The sequence below is a fragment of the Psychrobacter sp. CX16 genome, assembly GCF_057396245.1.
This window is the reverse complement of sequence record NZ_JBXYJF010000015.1, coordinates 37,861-53,548: the sequence shown is the minus strand read 5'-3', so window position 1 is coordinate 53,548 and position 15,688 is coordinate 37,861. Positions and strand designations below refer to the sequence as shown.

Annotated in this window: 26 protein-coding genes and 1 pseudogene; 25 read left to right on the top strand and 2 right to left on the bottom strand. The window is 42.0% G+C overall.

Features of this window, described 5'->3' with window-relative positions:
- From rpsC to rplQ, 21 genes and pseudogenes are all read left to right on the top strand, one after another.
- A pseudogene (gene rpsC, locus AC2SLM_RS07315) lies at positions 1–802 on the top strand (30S ribosomal protein S3).
- Positions 742–1,155, top strand: coding sequence for a 50S ribosomal protein L16 (rplP, locus tag AC2SLM_RS07310; protein WP_486541814.1), 414 nt, complete (start codon positions 742–744; stop codon positions 1,153–1,155). The pseudogene rpsC and the gene rplP overlap by 61 nt, the downstream one beginning before the upstream one ends.
- A complete protein-coding gene (gene rpmC / locus AC2SLM_RS07305) occupies positions 1,155–1,349 on the top strand; it encodes a 50S ribosomal protein L29 (protein WP_028858245.1) in 195 nt (64 codons plus the stop codon). The genes rplP and rpmC overlap by 1 nt, the downstream gene beginning before the upstream one ends.
- Positions 1,349–1,624 (top strand): 30S ribosomal protein S17, encoded by a 276-nt coding sequence (rpsQ, locus tag AC2SLM_RS07300; RefSeq protein ID WP_486541816.1) that lies wholly within the window; start codon positions 1,349–1,351, stop codon positions 1,622–1,624. The genes rpmC and rpsQ overlap by 1 nt, the downstream gene beginning before the upstream one ends.
- 155 nt (positions 1,625–1,779) lie before the next feature.
- Positions 1,780–2,148, top strand: a complete 369-nt coding sequence (gene rplN, locus AC2SLM_RS07295; protein ID WP_007394238.1) for a 50S ribosomal protein L14 — start codon at positions 1,780–1,782, stop codon at positions 2,146–2,148.
- A 9-nt stretch (positions 2,149–2,157) separates the two neighbouring features.
- The gene (gene rplX, locus AC2SLM_RS07290; RefSeq protein ID WP_486541818.1) at positions 2,158–2,475 is read left to right on the top strand and encodes a 50S ribosomal protein L24; all 318 of its coding nucleotides are present in this window, start codon (positions 2,158–2,160) and stop codon (positions 2,473–2,475) included.
- Positions 2,476–2,496: 21 nt separating this feature from the next.
- Positions 2,497–3,033: a 50S ribosomal protein L5 gene (gene rplE, locus AC2SLM_RS07285; protein WP_019671645.1), complete on the top strand. Its 537-nt coding sequence runs from the start codon at positions 2,497–2,499 to the stop codon at positions 3,031–3,033.
- A gap of 12 nt (positions 3,034–3,045) precedes the next feature.
- The gene (rpsN, locus tag AC2SLM_RS07280) at positions 3,046–3,351 is read left to right on the top strand and encodes a 30S ribosomal protein S14 (protein ID WP_486541821.1); all 306 of its coding nucleotides are present in this window, start codon (positions 3,046–3,048) and stop codon (positions 3,349–3,351) included.
- Positions 3,352–3,363: 12 nt separating this feature from the next.
- Positions 3,364–3,762 (top strand): 30S ribosomal protein S8, encoded by a 399-nt coding sequence (gene rpsH, locus AC2SLM_RS07275; protein ID WP_486541823.1) that lies wholly within the window; start codon positions 3,364–3,366, stop codon positions 3,760–3,762.
- Positions 3,763–3,956: 194 nt separating this feature from the next.
- Positions 3,957–4,490, top strand: coding sequence for a 50S ribosomal protein L6 (gene rplF / locus AC2SLM_RS07270; RefSeq protein WP_486541825.1), 534 nt, complete (start codon positions 3,957–3,959; stop codon positions 4,488–4,490).
- Positions 4,491–4,501: 11 nt separating this feature from the next.
- Positions 4,502–4,852 (top strand): 50S ribosomal protein L18, encoded by a 351-nt coding sequence (gene rplR, locus AC2SLM_RS07265; protein WP_486541827.1) that lies wholly within the window; start codon positions 4,502–4,504, stop codon positions 4,850–4,852.
- A 2-nt stretch (positions 4,853–4,854) separates the two neighbouring features.
- The gene (gene rpsE / locus AC2SLM_RS07260) at positions 4,855–5,352 is read left to right on the top strand and encodes a 30S ribosomal protein S5 (RefSeq protein WP_019671650.1); all 498 of its coding nucleotides are present in this window, start codon (positions 4,855–4,857) and stop codon (positions 5,350–5,352) included.
- A gap of 33 nt (positions 5,353–5,385) precedes the next feature.
- Positions 5,386–5,565: a 50S ribosomal protein L30 gene (rpmD, locus tag AC2SLM_RS07255; protein WP_011959727.1), complete on the top strand. Its 180-nt coding sequence runs from the start codon at positions 5,386–5,388 to the stop codon at positions 5,563–5,565.
- A complete protein-coding gene (gene rplO / locus AC2SLM_RS07250; protein WP_486552915.1) occupies positions 5,565–6,023 on the top strand; it encodes a 50S ribosomal protein L15 in 459 nt (152 codons plus the stop codon). Before rpmD ends, rplO begins: the two co-directional genes overlap by 1 nt.
- Positions 6,024–6,028: 5 nt before the next feature.
- Positions 6,029–7,360: a preprotein translocase subunit SecY gene (gene secY, locus AC2SLM_RS07245; protein ID WP_486552913.1), complete on the top strand. Its 1,332-nt coding sequence runs from the start codon at positions 6,029–6,031 to the stop codon at positions 7,358–7,360.
- Positions 7,361–7,408: 48 nt separating this feature from the next.
- Positions 7,409–7,525: a 50S ribosomal protein L36 gene (rpmJ, locus tag AC2SLM_RS07240; RefSeq protein ID WP_201497744.1), complete on the top strand. Its 117-nt coding sequence runs from the start codon at positions 7,409–7,411 to the stop codon at positions 7,523–7,525.
- Between the two features lie 237 nt (positions 7,526–7,762).
- A complete protein-coding gene (rpsM, locus tag AC2SLM_RS07235) occupies positions 7,763–8,119 on the top strand; it encodes a 30S ribosomal protein S13 (protein WP_486541834.1) in 357 nt (118 codons plus the stop codon).
- Between the two features lie 20 nt (positions 8,120–8,139).
- Positions 8,140–8,529, top strand: coding sequence for a 30S ribosomal protein S11 (rpsK, locus tag AC2SLM_RS07230; RefSeq protein WP_486531045.1), 390 nt, complete (start codon positions 8,140–8,142; stop codon positions 8,527–8,529).
- Positions 8,530–8,640: 111 nt separating this feature from the next.
- Positions 8,641–9,282, top strand: coding sequence for a 30S ribosomal protein S4 (rpsD, locus tag AC2SLM_RS07225; RefSeq protein ID WP_486541836.1), 642 nt, complete (start codon positions 8,641–8,643; stop codon positions 9,280–9,282).
- 39 nt (positions 9,283–9,321) lie between these two features.
- Complete coding sequence (locus AC2SLM_RS07220; RefSeq protein WP_486552912.1) at positions 9,322–10,329, top strand: DNA-directed RNA polymerase subunit alpha; 1,008 nt, start codon at positions 9,322–9,324, stop codon at positions 10,327–10,329.
- Positions 10,330–10,349: 20 nt separating this feature from the next.
- On the top strand, positions 10,350–10,709 hold the full coding sequence (gene rplQ / locus AC2SLM_RS07215; protein WP_096065015.1) for a 50S ribosomal protein L17: 360 nt from the start codon (positions 10,350–10,352) through the stop codon (positions 10,707–10,709).
- 185 nt (positions 10,710–10,894) lie between these two features.
- Here the strand turns inward: rplQ and AC2SLM_RS07210 are convergent, their stop codons facing one another.
- Both AC2SLM_RS07210 and AC2SLM_RS07205 read right to left on the bottom strand, forming a co-directional pair.
- Positions 10,895–11,521: an L-threonylcarbamoyladenylate synthase gene (locus AC2SLM_RS07210; RefSeq protein ID WP_486552910.1), complete on the bottom strand. Its 627-nt coding sequence runs from the start codon at positions 11,519–11,521 to the stop codon at positions 10,895–10,897.
- 109 nt (positions 11,522–11,630) lie between these two features.
- On the bottom strand, positions 11,631–12,344 hold the full coding sequence (locus AC2SLM_RS07205) for an elongation factor P hydroxylase (RefSeq protein ID WP_486552908.1): 714 nt from the start codon (positions 12,342–12,344) through the stop codon (positions 11,631–11,633).
- A 240-nt stretch (positions 12,345–12,584) separates the two neighbouring features.
- On the opposite strand from AC2SLM_RS07205, the gene AC2SLM_RS07200 reads away from it, so the two are divergent.
- The 4 genes from AC2SLM_RS07200 to fabG all read left to right on the top strand — a co-directional run bounded on the left by AC2SLM_RS07200 (position 12,585) and on the right by fabG (position 15,535).
- The gene (locus AC2SLM_RS07200; RefSeq protein ID WP_486552907.1) at positions 12,585–13,190 is read left to right on the top strand and encodes a YceD family protein; all 606 of its coding nucleotides are present in this window, start codon (positions 12,585–12,587) and stop codon (positions 13,188–13,190) included.
- Positions 13,191–13,492: 302 nt separating this feature from the next.
- Positions 13,493–13,675, top strand: coding sequence for a 50S ribosomal protein L32 (gene rpmF, locus AC2SLM_RS07195; RefSeq protein ID WP_011959737.1), 183 nt, complete (start codon positions 13,493–13,495; stop codon positions 13,673–13,675).
- A gap of 130 nt (positions 13,676–13,805) precedes the next feature.
- On the top strand, positions 13,806–14,810 hold the full coding sequence (gene fabD, locus AC2SLM_RS07190) for an ACP S-malonyltransferase (RefSeq protein WP_486552905.1): 1,005 nt from the start codon (positions 13,806–13,808) through the stop codon (positions 14,808–14,810).
- Complete coding sequence (fabG, locus tag AC2SLM_RS07185) at positions 14,807–15,535, top strand: 3-oxoacyl-ACP reductase FabG (protein ID WP_486541848.1); 729 nt, start codon at positions 14,807–14,809, stop codon at positions 15,533–15,535. The genes fabD and fabG overlap by 4 nt, the downstream gene beginning before the upstream one ends.
- Positions 15,536–15,688: the final 153 nt, after the last annotated feature.

Sequence of the window (15,688 nt, the reverse complement as noted above, 5' to 3'; positions counted from 1 at the left end):
ATGGGACAAAAAGTACATCCAATCGGAATTCGTCTTGGTGTTGTAAAAAAACACAACGCTAACTGGTATGCAGACCCAAAACAATATTCTGAATACCTAATCAACGATATCCAAGTACGTGACTATCTTCGTAAGAAGTTAGACAATGCTATGGTAAGCCATATTATGATCGAGCGTCCTACTGGCGCTGCTAAGATCACAATTTCAACGGCTCGTCCTGGTATCGTAATTGGCAAGAAAGGCGAAGATATTGAGAAGCTACAGAAAGAATTAACCAAAATGATGGGCGTACCAGCTCAGGTTAATATCGAAGAAATCACTTCTCCAGATTTAGATGCCCGCCTTGTTGCTGAAGGTATCGCAAGCCAGTTAGAACGCCGTGTTATGTTCCGTCGCGCTATGAAGCGCGCCGTACAAAACAGCATGCGTTCTGGCGCTCAAGGTATTAAAGTTGAGCTGTCTGGTCGTTTAGGTGGTGCTGAAATTGCACGTACTGAATGGTATCGTGAAGGTCGTGTACCTTTACATACGCTTCGTGCTGACATTGATTATGCATCAATCCGCGCTGAGACAACTTACGGAACCATTGGTGTTAAAGTATGGATTTTCCGTGGTGAGATTCTAGATGGTATGGATAGCGTTTATAATCCTCCTAAAGAAGATAAATCTCGCGCTCCAAAACGTCGCGGCCGTGGTAACCGTCGCAATTCCGACAGAGCAAACACAGATAGAGGTTAAGCTATGTTACAACCAAAACGTACCAAATTTCGTAAAATGTTCAAAGGGCGTAACACGGGTTTAGCTCATCGTGGTAGCACTGTTGCATTTGGTCAATTTGGCCTAAAATCAGTTGGACGTGGCCGTATGACCGCTCGTCAAATTGAAGCAGCACGTCGTGCTATTACTCGTAAAGTTAAACGCGGTGGTAAAATCTGGATTCGTGTATTCCCTGACAAACCAATTACTGAAAAACCATTAGAAGTTCGTATGGGTAAAGGTAAAGGTCCTGTTGAGTACTGGGTATGCGAAATCAAACCAGGTAAAATGCTTTATGAGATCGAAGGGGTATCAGAAGAATTAGCACGCGAAGCGTTCACGCTAGCAGCCGCTAAACTTCCCTTCAAAACTACCATTGTTAAGCGGACGATAATGTAATGAAGATCAGTGAATTACGAGACAAATCAGTAGAAGAGCTGACTGGATTACTAGATGAGAAGCAACTTGACGCTTTCCGTCTTCGTATGGCAAAAGCCACCGGTCAACTAGGTAGCACACACGAAGTCAAAGCAAATCGCCGTGCGATTGCTCAGATTAAGACTTTGATTAATGAGAAACAAAGAGGCGCCTAATGAGTAACGATATTCAACAAACCGAAGGTGTAGGTATTGTTACTGGTAAGGTTGTCAGTAACAAGATGGATAAGTCTATTACAGTGCTAATCGAACGTAAAGTTCGTCACCCACTATATGGCAAACAGATCCGTCGTTCTACAAAAATTAAAGCCCACGATGAAAACAATGTCTGTAAAGAAGGGGATGTGGTTCGTATTGCTGAAACACGCCCAATCTCTAAGACTAAGTCTTGGAAATTAGTTGACGTTGTGGAAACAGCGGAAAAAATATAAGCAAATTGCAATTGGCATTAATAACTGGTAGAATACGCCCCCTTGTGGTGACATACCAGATAAGTGAAGTCGTTCCAGAATCATCGTTTTAATGATGAGTAGGGGTGATTCCACCAGTATAGTTATTGCCTGTTGTATATGATTGGAGTAACGCGATGATTCAGACTGAAACAATTCTGGAAGTTGCAGATAATAGTGGTGCACGACGTGTACAGTGTATTAAGGTTCTTGGCGGTTCACATCGTCGTTATGCCTCTGTAGGCGACATCATTAAAGTATCTGTTAAAGAAGCAATTCCACGTGGTCGTGTTAAGAAAGGCGATGTAATGAATGCTGTGGTTGTACGTACCAAAAAAGGTGTACGTCGTCCAGATGGTTCAGTACTTCGCTTTGATGACAACGCCGCTGTATTGCTTAACCAGAATAAAGCCCCGATTGCCACTCGTATCTTTGGGCCGGTAACTCGTGAACTACGTGGTGATCAATTCATGAAGATTGTATCACTAGCACCAGAAGTACTGTAGAGGTAACCCATGGCTAAATTACGTAAAGGCGACACTGTTCTTGTTATTGCTGGTAAAGATAAAGGCAAACAAGGCACTGTGCTAGCGGTAAAAAATGACCGTATTAAAGTTGAAGGTATTAATATTGTAACCAAACACCAAAAGCCAAATGCGGCAACTGGTGCTGAAGGTGGCATTATTAAGCAAGAAGCATTTTTACATATCTCAAACGTCGCAATTTTTAATGCGCAAACCCAAAAAGCTGATCGTATTACTTATCAGTTTGACGATGAAGGCAACAAACAACGTGTCTATCGCTCAAACGGTGAAGTAGTGGCGACTGCGTAAAACACTAAGGGTGTAATAGCAATGGCTAGATTAAAATCATTATACAATGACCAGTACAAGCAGCAGATCAAAGAAGAACTGGGCTTAGAAAACGTCATGCAAGTACCAAAAATTACCAAAATTACTCTTAACATGGGTGTTGGCGGTGCTTCACAAGACAAGAAGCTTTTAGAAGGTGCCGTAGCGGACATGACTGCAATTGCAGGTCAGAAGCCGGTCATCACTAAAGCTCGTAAATCTGTCGCAGGCTTTAAAATTCGTGAAGAATGGCCAATTGGTTGTAAAGTGACACTTCGTGGCGAGCAAATGTATGAGTTTTTAGATCGTCTCATTGCTATTGCTATCCCACGTATCCGTGACTTCCGTGGCTTTTCTCCAAAAGCATTCGACGGTCGTGGTAACTACTCGTTAGGTATTAAAGAGCAAATCGTTTTCCCAGAAGTTGATTATGACAAGATTGATCGCCTTCGTGGGCTTGATATCACTATCACGACATCTGCTCAGGATGACGAGCAGGGTCGCGCACTGCTTAAAGCATTCGGCTTCCCATTCAAATAGGAATAAAGCATTATGGCAAAAAAGAGCATGATTAATCGCGAGTTAAAACGCGAGAAAATGGTTGCTAAGTATGCTGAGAAGCGTGCAAAGCTTAAAGCAATCATTAGTGATGTAAATGCAAGTGACGAAGAGAGAATGGAAGCAATTCTTGAGCTTCAATCTCTTCCGCGTAATTCATCACCAGTAAGACTACGTAATCGTTGTGCCGTAACTGGCCGTCCTCATGGTTACTTCCGTAAGTTTGGTTTATCACGTAACATTTTACGCGAACGCGTAATGCAAGGTGATGTTCCAGGCGTTCGTAAAGCTAGTTGGTAAGGGAGTAATACTATGAGTATGCAAGATACAGTTGCTGATATGCTAACCCGTATCCGTAACGCACAAATGGCACGTAAAGTTAATGTTGCTATGCCTAACTCTAAACTACGTAAGTCAATTGCTGACCTACTAGTTCAAGAAGGTTACATCGCTTCTGCTGAAGTAACTGAACAAAGCAATGGTAAAGCAACCTTGACTATCGAACTAAAATATTTCGAAGGCAAGCCTGTTATCGAAGTAATTAAACGCTACAGCCGTCCAGGTCTACGTCAATACCGCGGTAAAGACGCTATTCCCACGGTACAGCAAGGTTTAGGCGTTGCAATTGTTTCAACCAGTAAAGGTATCATGAGCGATCGCGCTGCTCGTGCTGCTGGTATTGGCGGTGAAGTAATCGCATTTGTTGCTTAAATCACTATTTGTATTATTTAACTTTTTAAAACACTATTAATCAGTTATAATAGGCGCCTTTATTTAGGCACCTATTAAGTTAATAGTATTAAAAGCTTATCTAATATAGAGCTGATTATATAAATTAACAGGCCTAGTGCCTGTTAATTTTTTCATAATCATTCGTTATTTATCTGTAATTAAGGAATATTCCTATGTCTCGTGTGGCTAAAGCCCCAGTAACATTGCCTAAGGGCGTAAGTGTTACTTTGAACGGTCAGCAGGTTGAAGTTAAAGGCAGTAAAGGTACTATGTCTTTACACCTGCATGATTTGGTCGAGCTAAAACAAGAAGATGATCAACTGATCTTATCACCTGTTTCTGACTCTAAAGAAGCATGGATGCACACTGGCACAATGCGTTCTACATTGAACAACTTTGCTATCGGTGTATCTGAAGGCTTTGAAAGACGTCTACAGTTGATTGGTGTTGGTTACCGTGCTCAAGTAGCGGGTAATAAAATAACCTTAAACGTTGGTTATTCACATCCAATCGAGTACACGCTTCCAGAAGGTGTAACTGCTGAGACGCCAACTCAAACTGAAATCATTTTAAAATCTAATGATAAGCAGGCACTGGGTCAAGCTGCTGCGAAAATCCGTGGTTATCGTCCACCTGAGCCTTATAAAGGTAAAGGTATTCGCTATAGTGACGAGCATGTGGTTCGTAAAGAAGCTAAGAAAAAATAAGGTGAAATGACATGTTTGATAAAAAAGCTGCTCGCTTACGTCGAGCTAAAAAGACACGTGCCCACATCCGCTATTTGGGTGTGCATCGGTTAGTAGTTAACCGTACTCCACGCCATATCTATGCGCAGATCATTTCTCCAACCGGCGGAGAAGTATTGGCTCAAGCGTCTACGCTTGATAGCACTTTACGCTCTGGCGCTACTGGTAACGTTGAAGCAGCAAAAGCTGTTGGTCAACTTATTGCTGAACGTGGAAAATCTGCTGGCATCACAAAAGTCGCCTTTGACCGTAGTGGTTTTAAATACCATGGCCGTGTTAAAGCATTGGCTGACGCCGCTCGTGAAAATGGATTGGAGTTTTAATCATGGCTAAAGTAGAACAAAATGACGGTCTAGTAGAGAAGTTAGTCTCTGTTGATCGCGTATCAAAAGTTGTTAAAGGTGGTCGTATTTTCTCATTCACAGCATTAACTGTTGTTGGTGATGGTAATGGCCGTGTTGGTTTTGGACGTGGTAAAGCTCGTGAAGTTCCTGCTGCTATCCAAAAAGCACTTGAAGCTGCTAAACGCAACATGATCACTGTTGATCTTGATGGCGTAACACTTCAGCATCCTATCGTTGCTCGTCATGGTGCTAGTAAAGTATACATGCAGCCTGCTAACGAAGGTACTGGCGTAATCGCCGGTGGCGCTGTACGTGCCGTATTAGAATCAGCTGGTGTTGAAGACGTATTAACTAAATGTTACGGTTCAACGAACCCAACAAACGTAGTACGCGCAACATTCAATGGTTTACGTGATATGTCGTCACCTGAAAAGGCGGCTGCAAAACGTGGTAAATCTGTAGACGAAATCTTGGGCTAACCATTTTTTAGATATTAAAGTAGGTGAGTTACGATGAAAACAATGAAAGTTACTCAAATTAAATCTGGTGCCCATCGCCTCAAGAGCCATAAAGCTTGTCTTATGGGCCTTGGTTTACGCCGTATTGGACATACAGTTGAAGTTGAAGACACGCCTTCAACCCGTGGAATGGTGAATCGCATCAATTACATGGTTAAAGTGGAGGAAGCGTAATGGGACTTAAATTAAACGAATTATCACCAGGTATTGGTGCTAAGAAAACTGCCCACCGTAAAGGTCGTGGTATTGGTTCGGGCCTTGGTAAAACTGGTGGCCGTGGTGTGAAAGGTCAAAAATCACGCTCAGGTTCAAGCATTCGTCGTGGATTTGAAGGTGGCCAAATGCCTTTATTCCGCCGTGTGCCTAAGTTTGGCTTTACCAGTCAAATGGCATTCACTACTGCAGAAGTACGTTTATCTGAGCTGAATAAGCTTGATGGCGATGTAGTCAGTGTTGAAACTTTAAAAGCAGCTAACATTATCCGTCATGACATGAAACGCGCGCGTATCATCTTATCTGGCGAGATTAATAAAGCTTACACTTTTAAAGGTGTTAAAGTGACTAAAGGTGCTAAGGCTGCTATTGAAGCTGCTGGCGGTACTGTTGAAGTCGCTGAGGGTACTGAGGAGTAATTTAAATGGCTAAGCAATCTGCGCCTACCTCTGCAATTCCGATGAACCCGCTTGTCTTTATCCGTAAGTATGATGAGCTATGGAATCGTCTGTTATTTTTGATAGGGGCGCTGGTTGTCTACCGTTTAGGTTCACATATCCCAGTTCCTGGTATTAATCCAGTTAGCCTAGCAGAGCTATTCTCTCGTAACGAAAACACCATCTTGAGCATGTTTAATATGTTCTCAGGTGGTGCTTTAGAGCGAATGTCTATCATGGCTTTGGGTATTATGCCTTACATTTCGGCTTCTATTATTGTTCAAATGATGTCAGCTGTGTTGCCATCATTGGAAGCCTTAAAAAAAGAAGGAGAGGCCGGGCGCCGTAAACTTAATAGGTATACGCGTCAAGGGACTCTCTTTTTGGCATCTATTCAAGCCATCTTTATGTGTACTGGATTAATCAGTCAAAATCTGACTTTATCCTCAGGTTTAACCTTTTATATTCCTGCTGTAAGCTCGCTTGTAGCAGGTGCCATGTTCTTGATGTGGCTTGGTGAACAAATTACAGAGCGCGGTGTGGGCAACGGTATTTCGATGCTGATTTTTGCCAGTATTGTATCCAGTGTTCCTAGTATGTTAGGGCAATCTTTTGAGATGGTTCGGAACGATCCGCAAAGCTTGATTGTACTGCTTGTATTTGCTGTTTTAGGTATAGCGGTTACCGCAGGTATCGTCTTTATTGAACGAGCCCAGCGTCGTATTCCGGTTAACTATGCTCAAAAGCAACAACAAGGCCGCAAAATTTATGCTGATCAGCAATCACATCTGCCTTTAAAGATTAATATGGCCGGTGTTATTCCAGCAATTTTTGCCAGTGCGTTGTTGATGTTCCCAGCAAGTTTAGGCCAGTGGGTTGGTAACTCTGCTGATCCAAGTATGTGGCAACAACTATTACAAACTATGTCTTTAGTCTTAGCGCCAGGTCAGCCATTATATTTAGTGCTATTTGGAGCGATGATTATTTTCTTCTGTTATTTCTATACGGCGCTAGTTTTTAGCCCACGTGAAGTAGCTGAGAACTTGAAGCGTAGTGGGGCATACATTCCAGGTATTAGACCGGGTCTTCAAACACAACGTTATTTAGATCATGTATTAAATCGTTTAACCTTTATCGGTGCGATATACATGACTGTCATTTGTTTGATGCCGATGCTACTACAGTCTTCATTTGGCATACCATTCCACTTAGGTGGTACATCACTCTTAATTATGGTAGTCGTAGTTATGGACTTTATCTCCCAGCTACAGGCTCACTTAATGACACATCAGTATCATGATCAAACTCTTATTAAATAAGTTCTACATGTAGCCTATCTAAGAGAGTTTGTTCAACAGGAGAATATTATGAAAGTTCAAGCATCTGTTAAAAAGATTTGTGGTAGCTGCAAAGTCGTACGCCGCAAAGGTCGTGTTCATGTTATTTGTAAAGCTGAACCACGCCACAAACAGCGTCAAGGTTAATTTATATTAATTGTGTTTTGAGTCATTAAAGCACAAGTTGTGAATTACACTTGAAAAAATAGGGCGGATGAGTTATCATCCGCCACTTGCCGTCGTTTGCTATCCTTTATTTCCTGTTTTGGTATCAAAGCCAATCGATAAATAAAGCGATTTAGTAAATGGCAAAATCTGAAACATAAGTCTGACTATTATTCTTAATATAATAAAGACTCATTTTTCATAACTGGAGAGAAATCAATGGCTCGTATTGCCGGCGTCAACATTCCGGATAACAAGCATGCAGTGATTTCATTGACTTATATTTTTGGTATTGGTCGTACTACCGCTAAGCAAATCTTAGAAGCGGTTGGCATCGAACCTACTACTAAAATCAGTCAATTAGATGACACGCAGCTTGATGCTATCCGTGCACAAGTTGGTAACTACATGACTGAAGGTGACCTTCGTCGTGAAGTTTCAATGAATATCAAGCGTTTGGTCGATTTAGGTTGTTACCGTGGCATCCGCCATCGTCGTAACTTACCTGTAAGAGGTCAAAACACGAAGAATAACGCTCGTACTCGTAAGGGTCCGATTCGTTCAATTAAAAGATAATTAACTTAGGAAGCTAAAAGATGGCAAAAGACACCCGTGGTCGTAAAAAAACGGCACGTCGTTCGGTATCAGAGGGCGTAGCCCACATTCATGCGTCTTTTAATAACACCATTGTAACGATTACTGATCGTCAAGGTAATGCATTGGCTTGGGCCACTTCTGGTGGACAAGGCTTCCGTGGTTCACGTAAATCTACACCATTCGCAGCTCAGGTTGCAGCTGAAGTTGCTGGTAAAGCAGCTCAAGAATATGGTGTAAAAAATGTCGATGTTCTGGTTAAAGGTCCAGGACCGGGTCGTGAGTCTGCGGTAAGAGCTTTAGGTGCATTAGGTTATAAAATTAACAGCATATCTGATGTAACCCCAATCCCACACAACGGTTGCCGTCCGCCTAAAAAGCGTCGCGTATAAACTATTGTTACCGTATGCTTTGCTTTATTAAAAGCAAAGTTACGGTGTGTGTATTAAGACGAAATTACCGTTACAAGTTACTATTAAGACGTAACTCAAGGAGACACAAGCATGGCCCGTTATATAGGTCCAAAATTAAAGTTGTCGCGTCGTGAAGGTACTGATTTACAATTAAAATCAGGTGTTAAACCTTATGACGTAAAGACTAAAAAAGCAGGTCGAGTACCTGGTCAACACGGCAACACTCGCAATAAAGCTTCAGAATACTCATTACAGCTTCGTGAGAAGCAAAAAGTTAAACGTATTTATGGCGTATTAGAGCGTCAGTTCGCTAACTATTATAAAGAATCTGCACGTGCTCGCGGCGCAACAGGTGAACACCTACTGCAAATGCTAGAGCGTCGTTTAGACAACGTAGTATACCGTATGGGCTTTGGCTCAACTCGTGCTGAAGCACGTCAGCTAGTAAGCCATCGTGCTGTTATGTTGAAAAAAGCGGGTCGTGATGAGTTTGTTCGTGTGAACATTCCATCTATCCAAGTTCAAGATGGTGACGTAATCGCCATCCATGAGAAAGCGAAAGAACAGTTGCGTATTAAGAATGCAATTGAGCTTGCAACTCAACGTGGTATCCCTGAATGGTTAGACGTTGATCATAGCAAAATGCAAGGTACATTTAAGAAAGCACCAGATCGTATTGATTTGCCTGCAGAAATCACCGAAAGCTTAATCGTTGAATTGTACTCTAAATAATCGCTAACAATAATTTGATTAACTAATCGAGGTGACAATATGATGCTAAATGCTACCGAGTTTCTGACCCCTAATGCCATTAACGTGGATGCGGTTGATGAAACCAATGCAAAAGTCACGCTCGAGCCGTTGGAACGCGGCTTTGGGCATACCTTAGGTAATGCCCTTCGTCGTATTCTTCTATCTTCATTGCCTGGTGCAGCCGTTATTGAAGCAGAAATTGAAGGCGTAGATCATGAATATTCTACCCTTGAAGGCCTGCAAGAAGACGTTTTAGATTTATTATTAAATCTAAAAGGTCTAGCAATTACAATGTACGATCAAAATGAAGTATTTTTGACACTAGATAAAAAAGGTCCTGGCACTATCACTGCGGCAGATATCGAACTGCCACATAACGTTGATATTGTTAACCCTGATTTGGTTCTAGGTACTTTAGGTGACCGTGGTCACCTAAAAATGCGCTTACGTGTGGTTATGGGCCGTGGTTATGAGCCTGCTAACTTACGCCGTGAAGATGGCGACACGAAAGCAATTGGCCGCTTGAAATTGGATGCTAGCTTTAGCCCAGTATCACGCGTTGCTTACCAAGTTGAAAATGCTCGTGTTGAACAGCGCACGGATCTTGACCGTTTAATCATTGAACTTGAAACCAATGGTACGATCGATCCTGAAGAAGCAATTCGCAAAGCAGCAACTATTTTGCAGCAACAAATCTCAATCTTTGTAGATTTAGAAGCAGAAGAAGCGCCAGAGCCTGTGAAAGAGAAAGAAGAGGTTGACCCTGTGCTATTACGCCCAGTGGATGACCTTGAACTAACGGTTCGCTCAGCAAACTGTTTGAAAGCTGAAAACATTTACTATATCGGCGATTTGGTACAGCGTTCAGAGACTGAATTGCTTAAAACACCAAACCTTGGTAAGAAGTCATTAACTGAAATCAAAGACGTATTAGCGTCTAAAGGTCTTGAACTGGATATGCGCCTAGAGAATTGGCCACCAGCTGACCTACGTGTTGATGACCGTTTTTCTTACCGTAGCCGTTAAACTATTAAGGATATTTGACCATGCGACATCGTAAGAGTGGAGTTAAGCTGGGTCGCACCGGCAGCCATCGTAAGGCAATGTTCCAGAACATGACAAACTCATTGTTTGAACATGAACTGATTAAAACAACATTACCAAAAGCTAAAGAGCTTCGCCGTGTGGCTGAGCCTTTGATTACATTGGCAAAAGAAGATTCAGTTGCTAACCGCCGTCTGGCTTTCAGCCGTATGCGCAATAAAGATATGGTTGGTAAACTATTTGGTACACTAGCACCACGTTATCAAGATCGTCCAGGTGGATACTTACGTATCATCAAATGTGGCAATCGTGATGGTGATAATGCACCAATGGCATATGTTGAATTGGTAGATCGCGACTAATATTTATTTGAGTTGAATAAACTCATTTAAGGTTAGCAAAGTCTATTAGTCATCGTGCTAATAAAAGAACCTCAGTAGCTTTTTAAATTATGTTCTAGAACATATTTTAATATGGTTACTGAGGTTTTCTTATGTCATTTTAAAATGCAGCGAGATATCTAGACTATTCGGATATTAATGTTCAATTATTCAATAATTTTTGAAACATCTCCTTCGCCTTGTCGCACAAGCTCTGGTGGAAATTGAGTCATATCGACTACAGAAGTCAACTTAGTGGTTAATACACCCGCATTAATCATCACATCAATGTTATTGGCAAGCTTGTCTTCAATATCAAAAGGATCATCTAGCGCAAGCGGTGTTTCGGTCTCTGGCAAGATTAATGAGCTAGTTAGTATTGGTTCATCCATGGCTTCAAGCATCATTTGGGCGATTGGATTAGAGGGTACACGAATACCAATGGTTTTTTTCTTAGGGTGTGAGAGTTTTTTAGGTACATCCTTTGTGGCCTCTAATATATAAGTAATAGGCGCAGGAGTGTTGCCCTTGAGTAGTTTGAATTGCTGATTGTCTACGGTTGCATAGGTAGCGATTTCACTTAAATCACGGCATAAAAGTGTAAATTGATGTTTGTCATCAAGTTGACGAATGTGACGTAATTTTTCTAGTGCATTTTTAGAGCCAATTTTGCAGCCAAAAGCGTAACTGGTATCAGTAGGATAGACGATAAGCTGATCGTTTTTGAGTGCATTCGCCACTTGTTCAATTAGTCGTGGCTGTGGATTTTCTGAGTGAATATATAACGTTTGCATGGGATGCCTCACAGTATAAAATTAAAGAGAAGTCAGGCAGCCGCACAAGTGATTTTATTGGTTATGGGAATCATAAGCCTCATTCATGTGCAGTGTGTTTGACCTTATGTTATGTGTTCATATTATCATGACATAAAGCGGTGAGTATGGTCAGTAGGGTTTGTGCGTCTTTGGGTAATGCGTTAGGATTTTGGATATAGTCTGTGGCCTGATTAAACACGTCATTAGCAAAGGTGCTGTGACTGGTATCAAAGTCGGCATTTAAGTTATCTTGTGAGACTCTAAAGCGCTTATGACACATTAAGGTAAATAGGCACTCAATTGCTTGTGGTTTGATTTCTACCCGCTCAAAAGCACTTTGCTGCGCTTCTGTGCGTCCGTCAGGGGCATACCAGTAGCCAAAGTCAGGCAACGTACGGCGATGACTACCTGCGATGCTCCAGTGGCTGATTTCATGTAAGGCACTTTGGAAAAACCCATGTGCAAATTCAATACGAGCAGGCTGCTGCTCATGCGCAGGGAAGTATTCTGGTTCATGTTCACCGCGAGCAAGAAGGACATTATGGTAGGCAAAGGTTTTGTTAAAGACAGTAATAAGCCAGTCAACTTCTTGAGCTTCTAATTGCTCACTAGAGAGTTGCTCGGTGGCATTAGAATGATGCAAGTATTGCCATTGTTGTTTCAGATGCACCCAGCTTGAATCTTCGCTTTCTAAGACAGAGTTGTTAGCCACTGTATAATTAAACTGAATAAAGAATGGCTTATGTTCAAGCTCTGCGACAAGCTTACGAATCGGCAATTGAGAAAAATCAGGTGTTGGCATAGTGATTCTAATAACAGATAAGTAAATGGATATAAACAGACCAGTTAGGCTGATAAACGCGCTATTCTAGCAAGGAATGGCCCATTTATATATTGTTGGTAGTAAAGATGCCATGATATGGCCTTATTAAAAGCAATCCTAGTAATTAAGATACTGATATGACTATGCTTGCCTTTATCGCTTACAATACCAACATAAGACATACGTTCAAAAAATACAGGTTTAAATAAAGAGAAAACTATGAATAAATATACTCAAAAGGCTGAAATGTCATCACCGGCGGCGACGAACAACACTGAAAAAAGTGCCAAACATTTACCGGAACTGGTTAATTTAGAGAAGTGGGAAGATGCCGGCTACGTATGGTCAGGTACGATTACACCGCGCATTATGCAAAGACTGGTTAGTGTTGTGCCAGAGGCTTACCAAGATGCTCCAATTGAGCTAAAATGCGAGCTCACTAAACAAGGCCAGTTATTGACCTTGATTATGGAATTCTCAGGCGATGTTTGGGTCAACTGTCAGCGCTGTCTACAGCCACTGGCCATTGATGTGGGCCATCAAGCGCAGTTGGTCTTATTGCAACGTGAAGAGCAAGAGAGTCTAGTTGATGATTCTGATGATTATTTATTATTAGAAGAGCTACTAGAAGAGCAGCCAGAGAATAAAAAAGGCGATCGGATGTTGCCGCTCAAGAAGTTGGTCGAAGATGAGCTGTTACTTGATATTCCTTTATCTGCCAAGCATGATGATTGTGAAATGGCGGTAGAGCAAGTCGGCGAGATTATTGAAGAGGAGAATGAGAATCCGTTCGCCGCTTTAGAGGCGTTAAAGGGTAAGCTATAATTAGATTGATTTAACACCGGATATTAGCTTTTAAGGTAGCTTTGGTCAGGATATTGATGATTAATAACAGTCATTACTCTATGTCCTGACTGAGTAGATGAATACCCCCTTTATTTTATGTGATAAAGCGAGTATAATCCCTCGTTTATTATTCCCAGATTTTAAACCTATTTGATTTTTAATAAGAGTTGCTCTTATTGAGGTCAATAGAGAACTCATTTTTGCTAAGTTAGCGTTTTAAGGTTTGTTAACAAACATAAGCGTTTACCTCTACAGCATATTTTAGAATAGGAGCAAGACCCATGGCTGTTCAAAAAAGTCGTAAAAGCCGCTCACGCCGTGATATGCGTCGTTCACACCACCATATGGAAGTTGCTGAGCTAAGCATTGATGCCACTACTGGTGAAAAACATCGTCGTCATCATATGACTAAAGATGGTTTCTACCGTGGTCGCCAATTGTTCAAAGCGAGCCAAGAAGACTAATCTACAATCATTTATAATGATTGCAGTGTAATATAGAGCTAAGCTTTACTAATGATCTTATTTCATTAGTGGCGCTTGGCTCTTTTTTTATGGTTATCTTTAGATATCTCAAGGCATAAGAAGGCTAATAATGTCGTTAAAATCGTCTCACTCAGTTAAAAAACAAACACAACCTGATATGCCACGCCGCATTGCCATTGTGTTTCCAGGCCAAGGGTCACAAACCGTTGGTATGCTTAATGAGCTTAGCGAGGCATATCCCATCGTTGAGCAAACGTTCTCAGAAGCCAGCGAAGCATTAGGATTTGATCTTTGGGCAGTCTGCCAAGATGAGGAAGCTTTAGCGAGCACTGAGAATACTCAGCCCGCGTTATTAGCTGCCAGTATTGCCGTATGGCGTATATTGCAGTCACATGCAGAGATTGATATTGAGCCGCTGTTTTTTGCCGGCCATTCTCTTGGCGAATACAGTGCATTATGTGCAGCTGGTGCTATTAGTCTTGCCGATGCGGTAAAATTGGTACACGCACGTGGTCAATTTATGCAGCAAGCGGTAGAGGGCCTAGATACCAAGATGGCAGCAGTGCTTGGCTTAGAGAACAGCCAAGTTATTAGCGTCTGTGAGCAAGTAGAGAGCAACAATGAAGATGCCATTGTTAGTGCCGCTAATTTTAATAGTCCAGGTCAGATAGTGGTTGCTGGTAACGCAAAAGGCATTGAAATATTAAGCCAACACATTCAATGTATGGGTAAGCGTATGCTACCGCTAAAGGTGAGCGTACCTTCACACTGTGCGTTAATGGAGCCAGCAAGTGATGCGTTAGCAGAGCGCTTGGCGAGTATTGAGTTTGATCTGCCGTCTGTGCCTGTGATTCAAAACCGCTATGCCACTGAAGAGAAAACTGTCATAGCGATTAAAAAAGCACTTACCGAGCAGCTAAGTCACCCTGTGCTATGGACACAAACCATGCAGAAATTTGCTGATAAGCACATTAACTTGATTATTGAATGTGGTGCTGGCACGGTATTAAGTAACTTGGCGAAGCGTCAAGAAACCCCGATTCCAGCGTATCCAACGGATAAGCCAGCACGTATTGATAAGCTGGTTGAAAAGCTACTTGAGGAACAGTCATGAGTCGTACGATTACATTGGTCACAGGCGCAAGTCGAGGTATCGGTAAGGCCATTGCAAAGCAGTTTGCAAAAGAAGGCCATTTTGTAATTGGTACCGCCACAACTGCCGAAGGTGCTCAGCTGATTGATGATTATTTACATGATGCTGGTGGTATTGGCCGTGCGTTAGATGTTACCAATCAAGAGCAGATTAATAAGCTGTTTGAAGAGATTGAAAGTGTTTATGGTAGCGTGCAAGTGCTGGTGAATAATGCTGGTATCTCGCAAGACGGTCTGCTGATGCGTATGAAAGATGAGGATTGGGATCAAGTAGTTGATACCAACTTAACCTCGATTTATCGTATGAGTAAGCGTGCCATTCGCGGTATGATGAAAGCGCGAAAAGGCCGTATTATCAATATCACCTCAGTGGTGGCGCAAATGGGTAATGCCGGTCAGGCAAACTATGCGGCGACCAAAGCAGGGGTTGAAGGCTTTAGCCGTACATTAGCGCGTGAAATTGGGTCACGCCAAGTGACGATTAACTGTGTAGCACCCGGTCTTATTGAAACAGATATGACTGATGAGCTTGATGAGCGCCTACTAAACTCTATGTTAGATGCGGTACCAGTGGGACGCTTGGGTCAGCCAGAAGATGTGGCCGCTGCGGTCTCTTATTTGGCCAGTGATCAAGCCAGTTATGTCACCGGTGCTGTTATTCCTGTTAACGGCGGCATGTATATGTAGTCTGCTTATTAGCGAATCCTATGAATAATAATTAACCTAAAGTTTAATTAAGTACTAGCATTGATAATTGTCAGATTTATAGTAAGTTAGCAATAAACGGGCGGTGATAACTAAAAGTTATGTATTTTGCTGCCCAATTATCAGTTAAGTCAG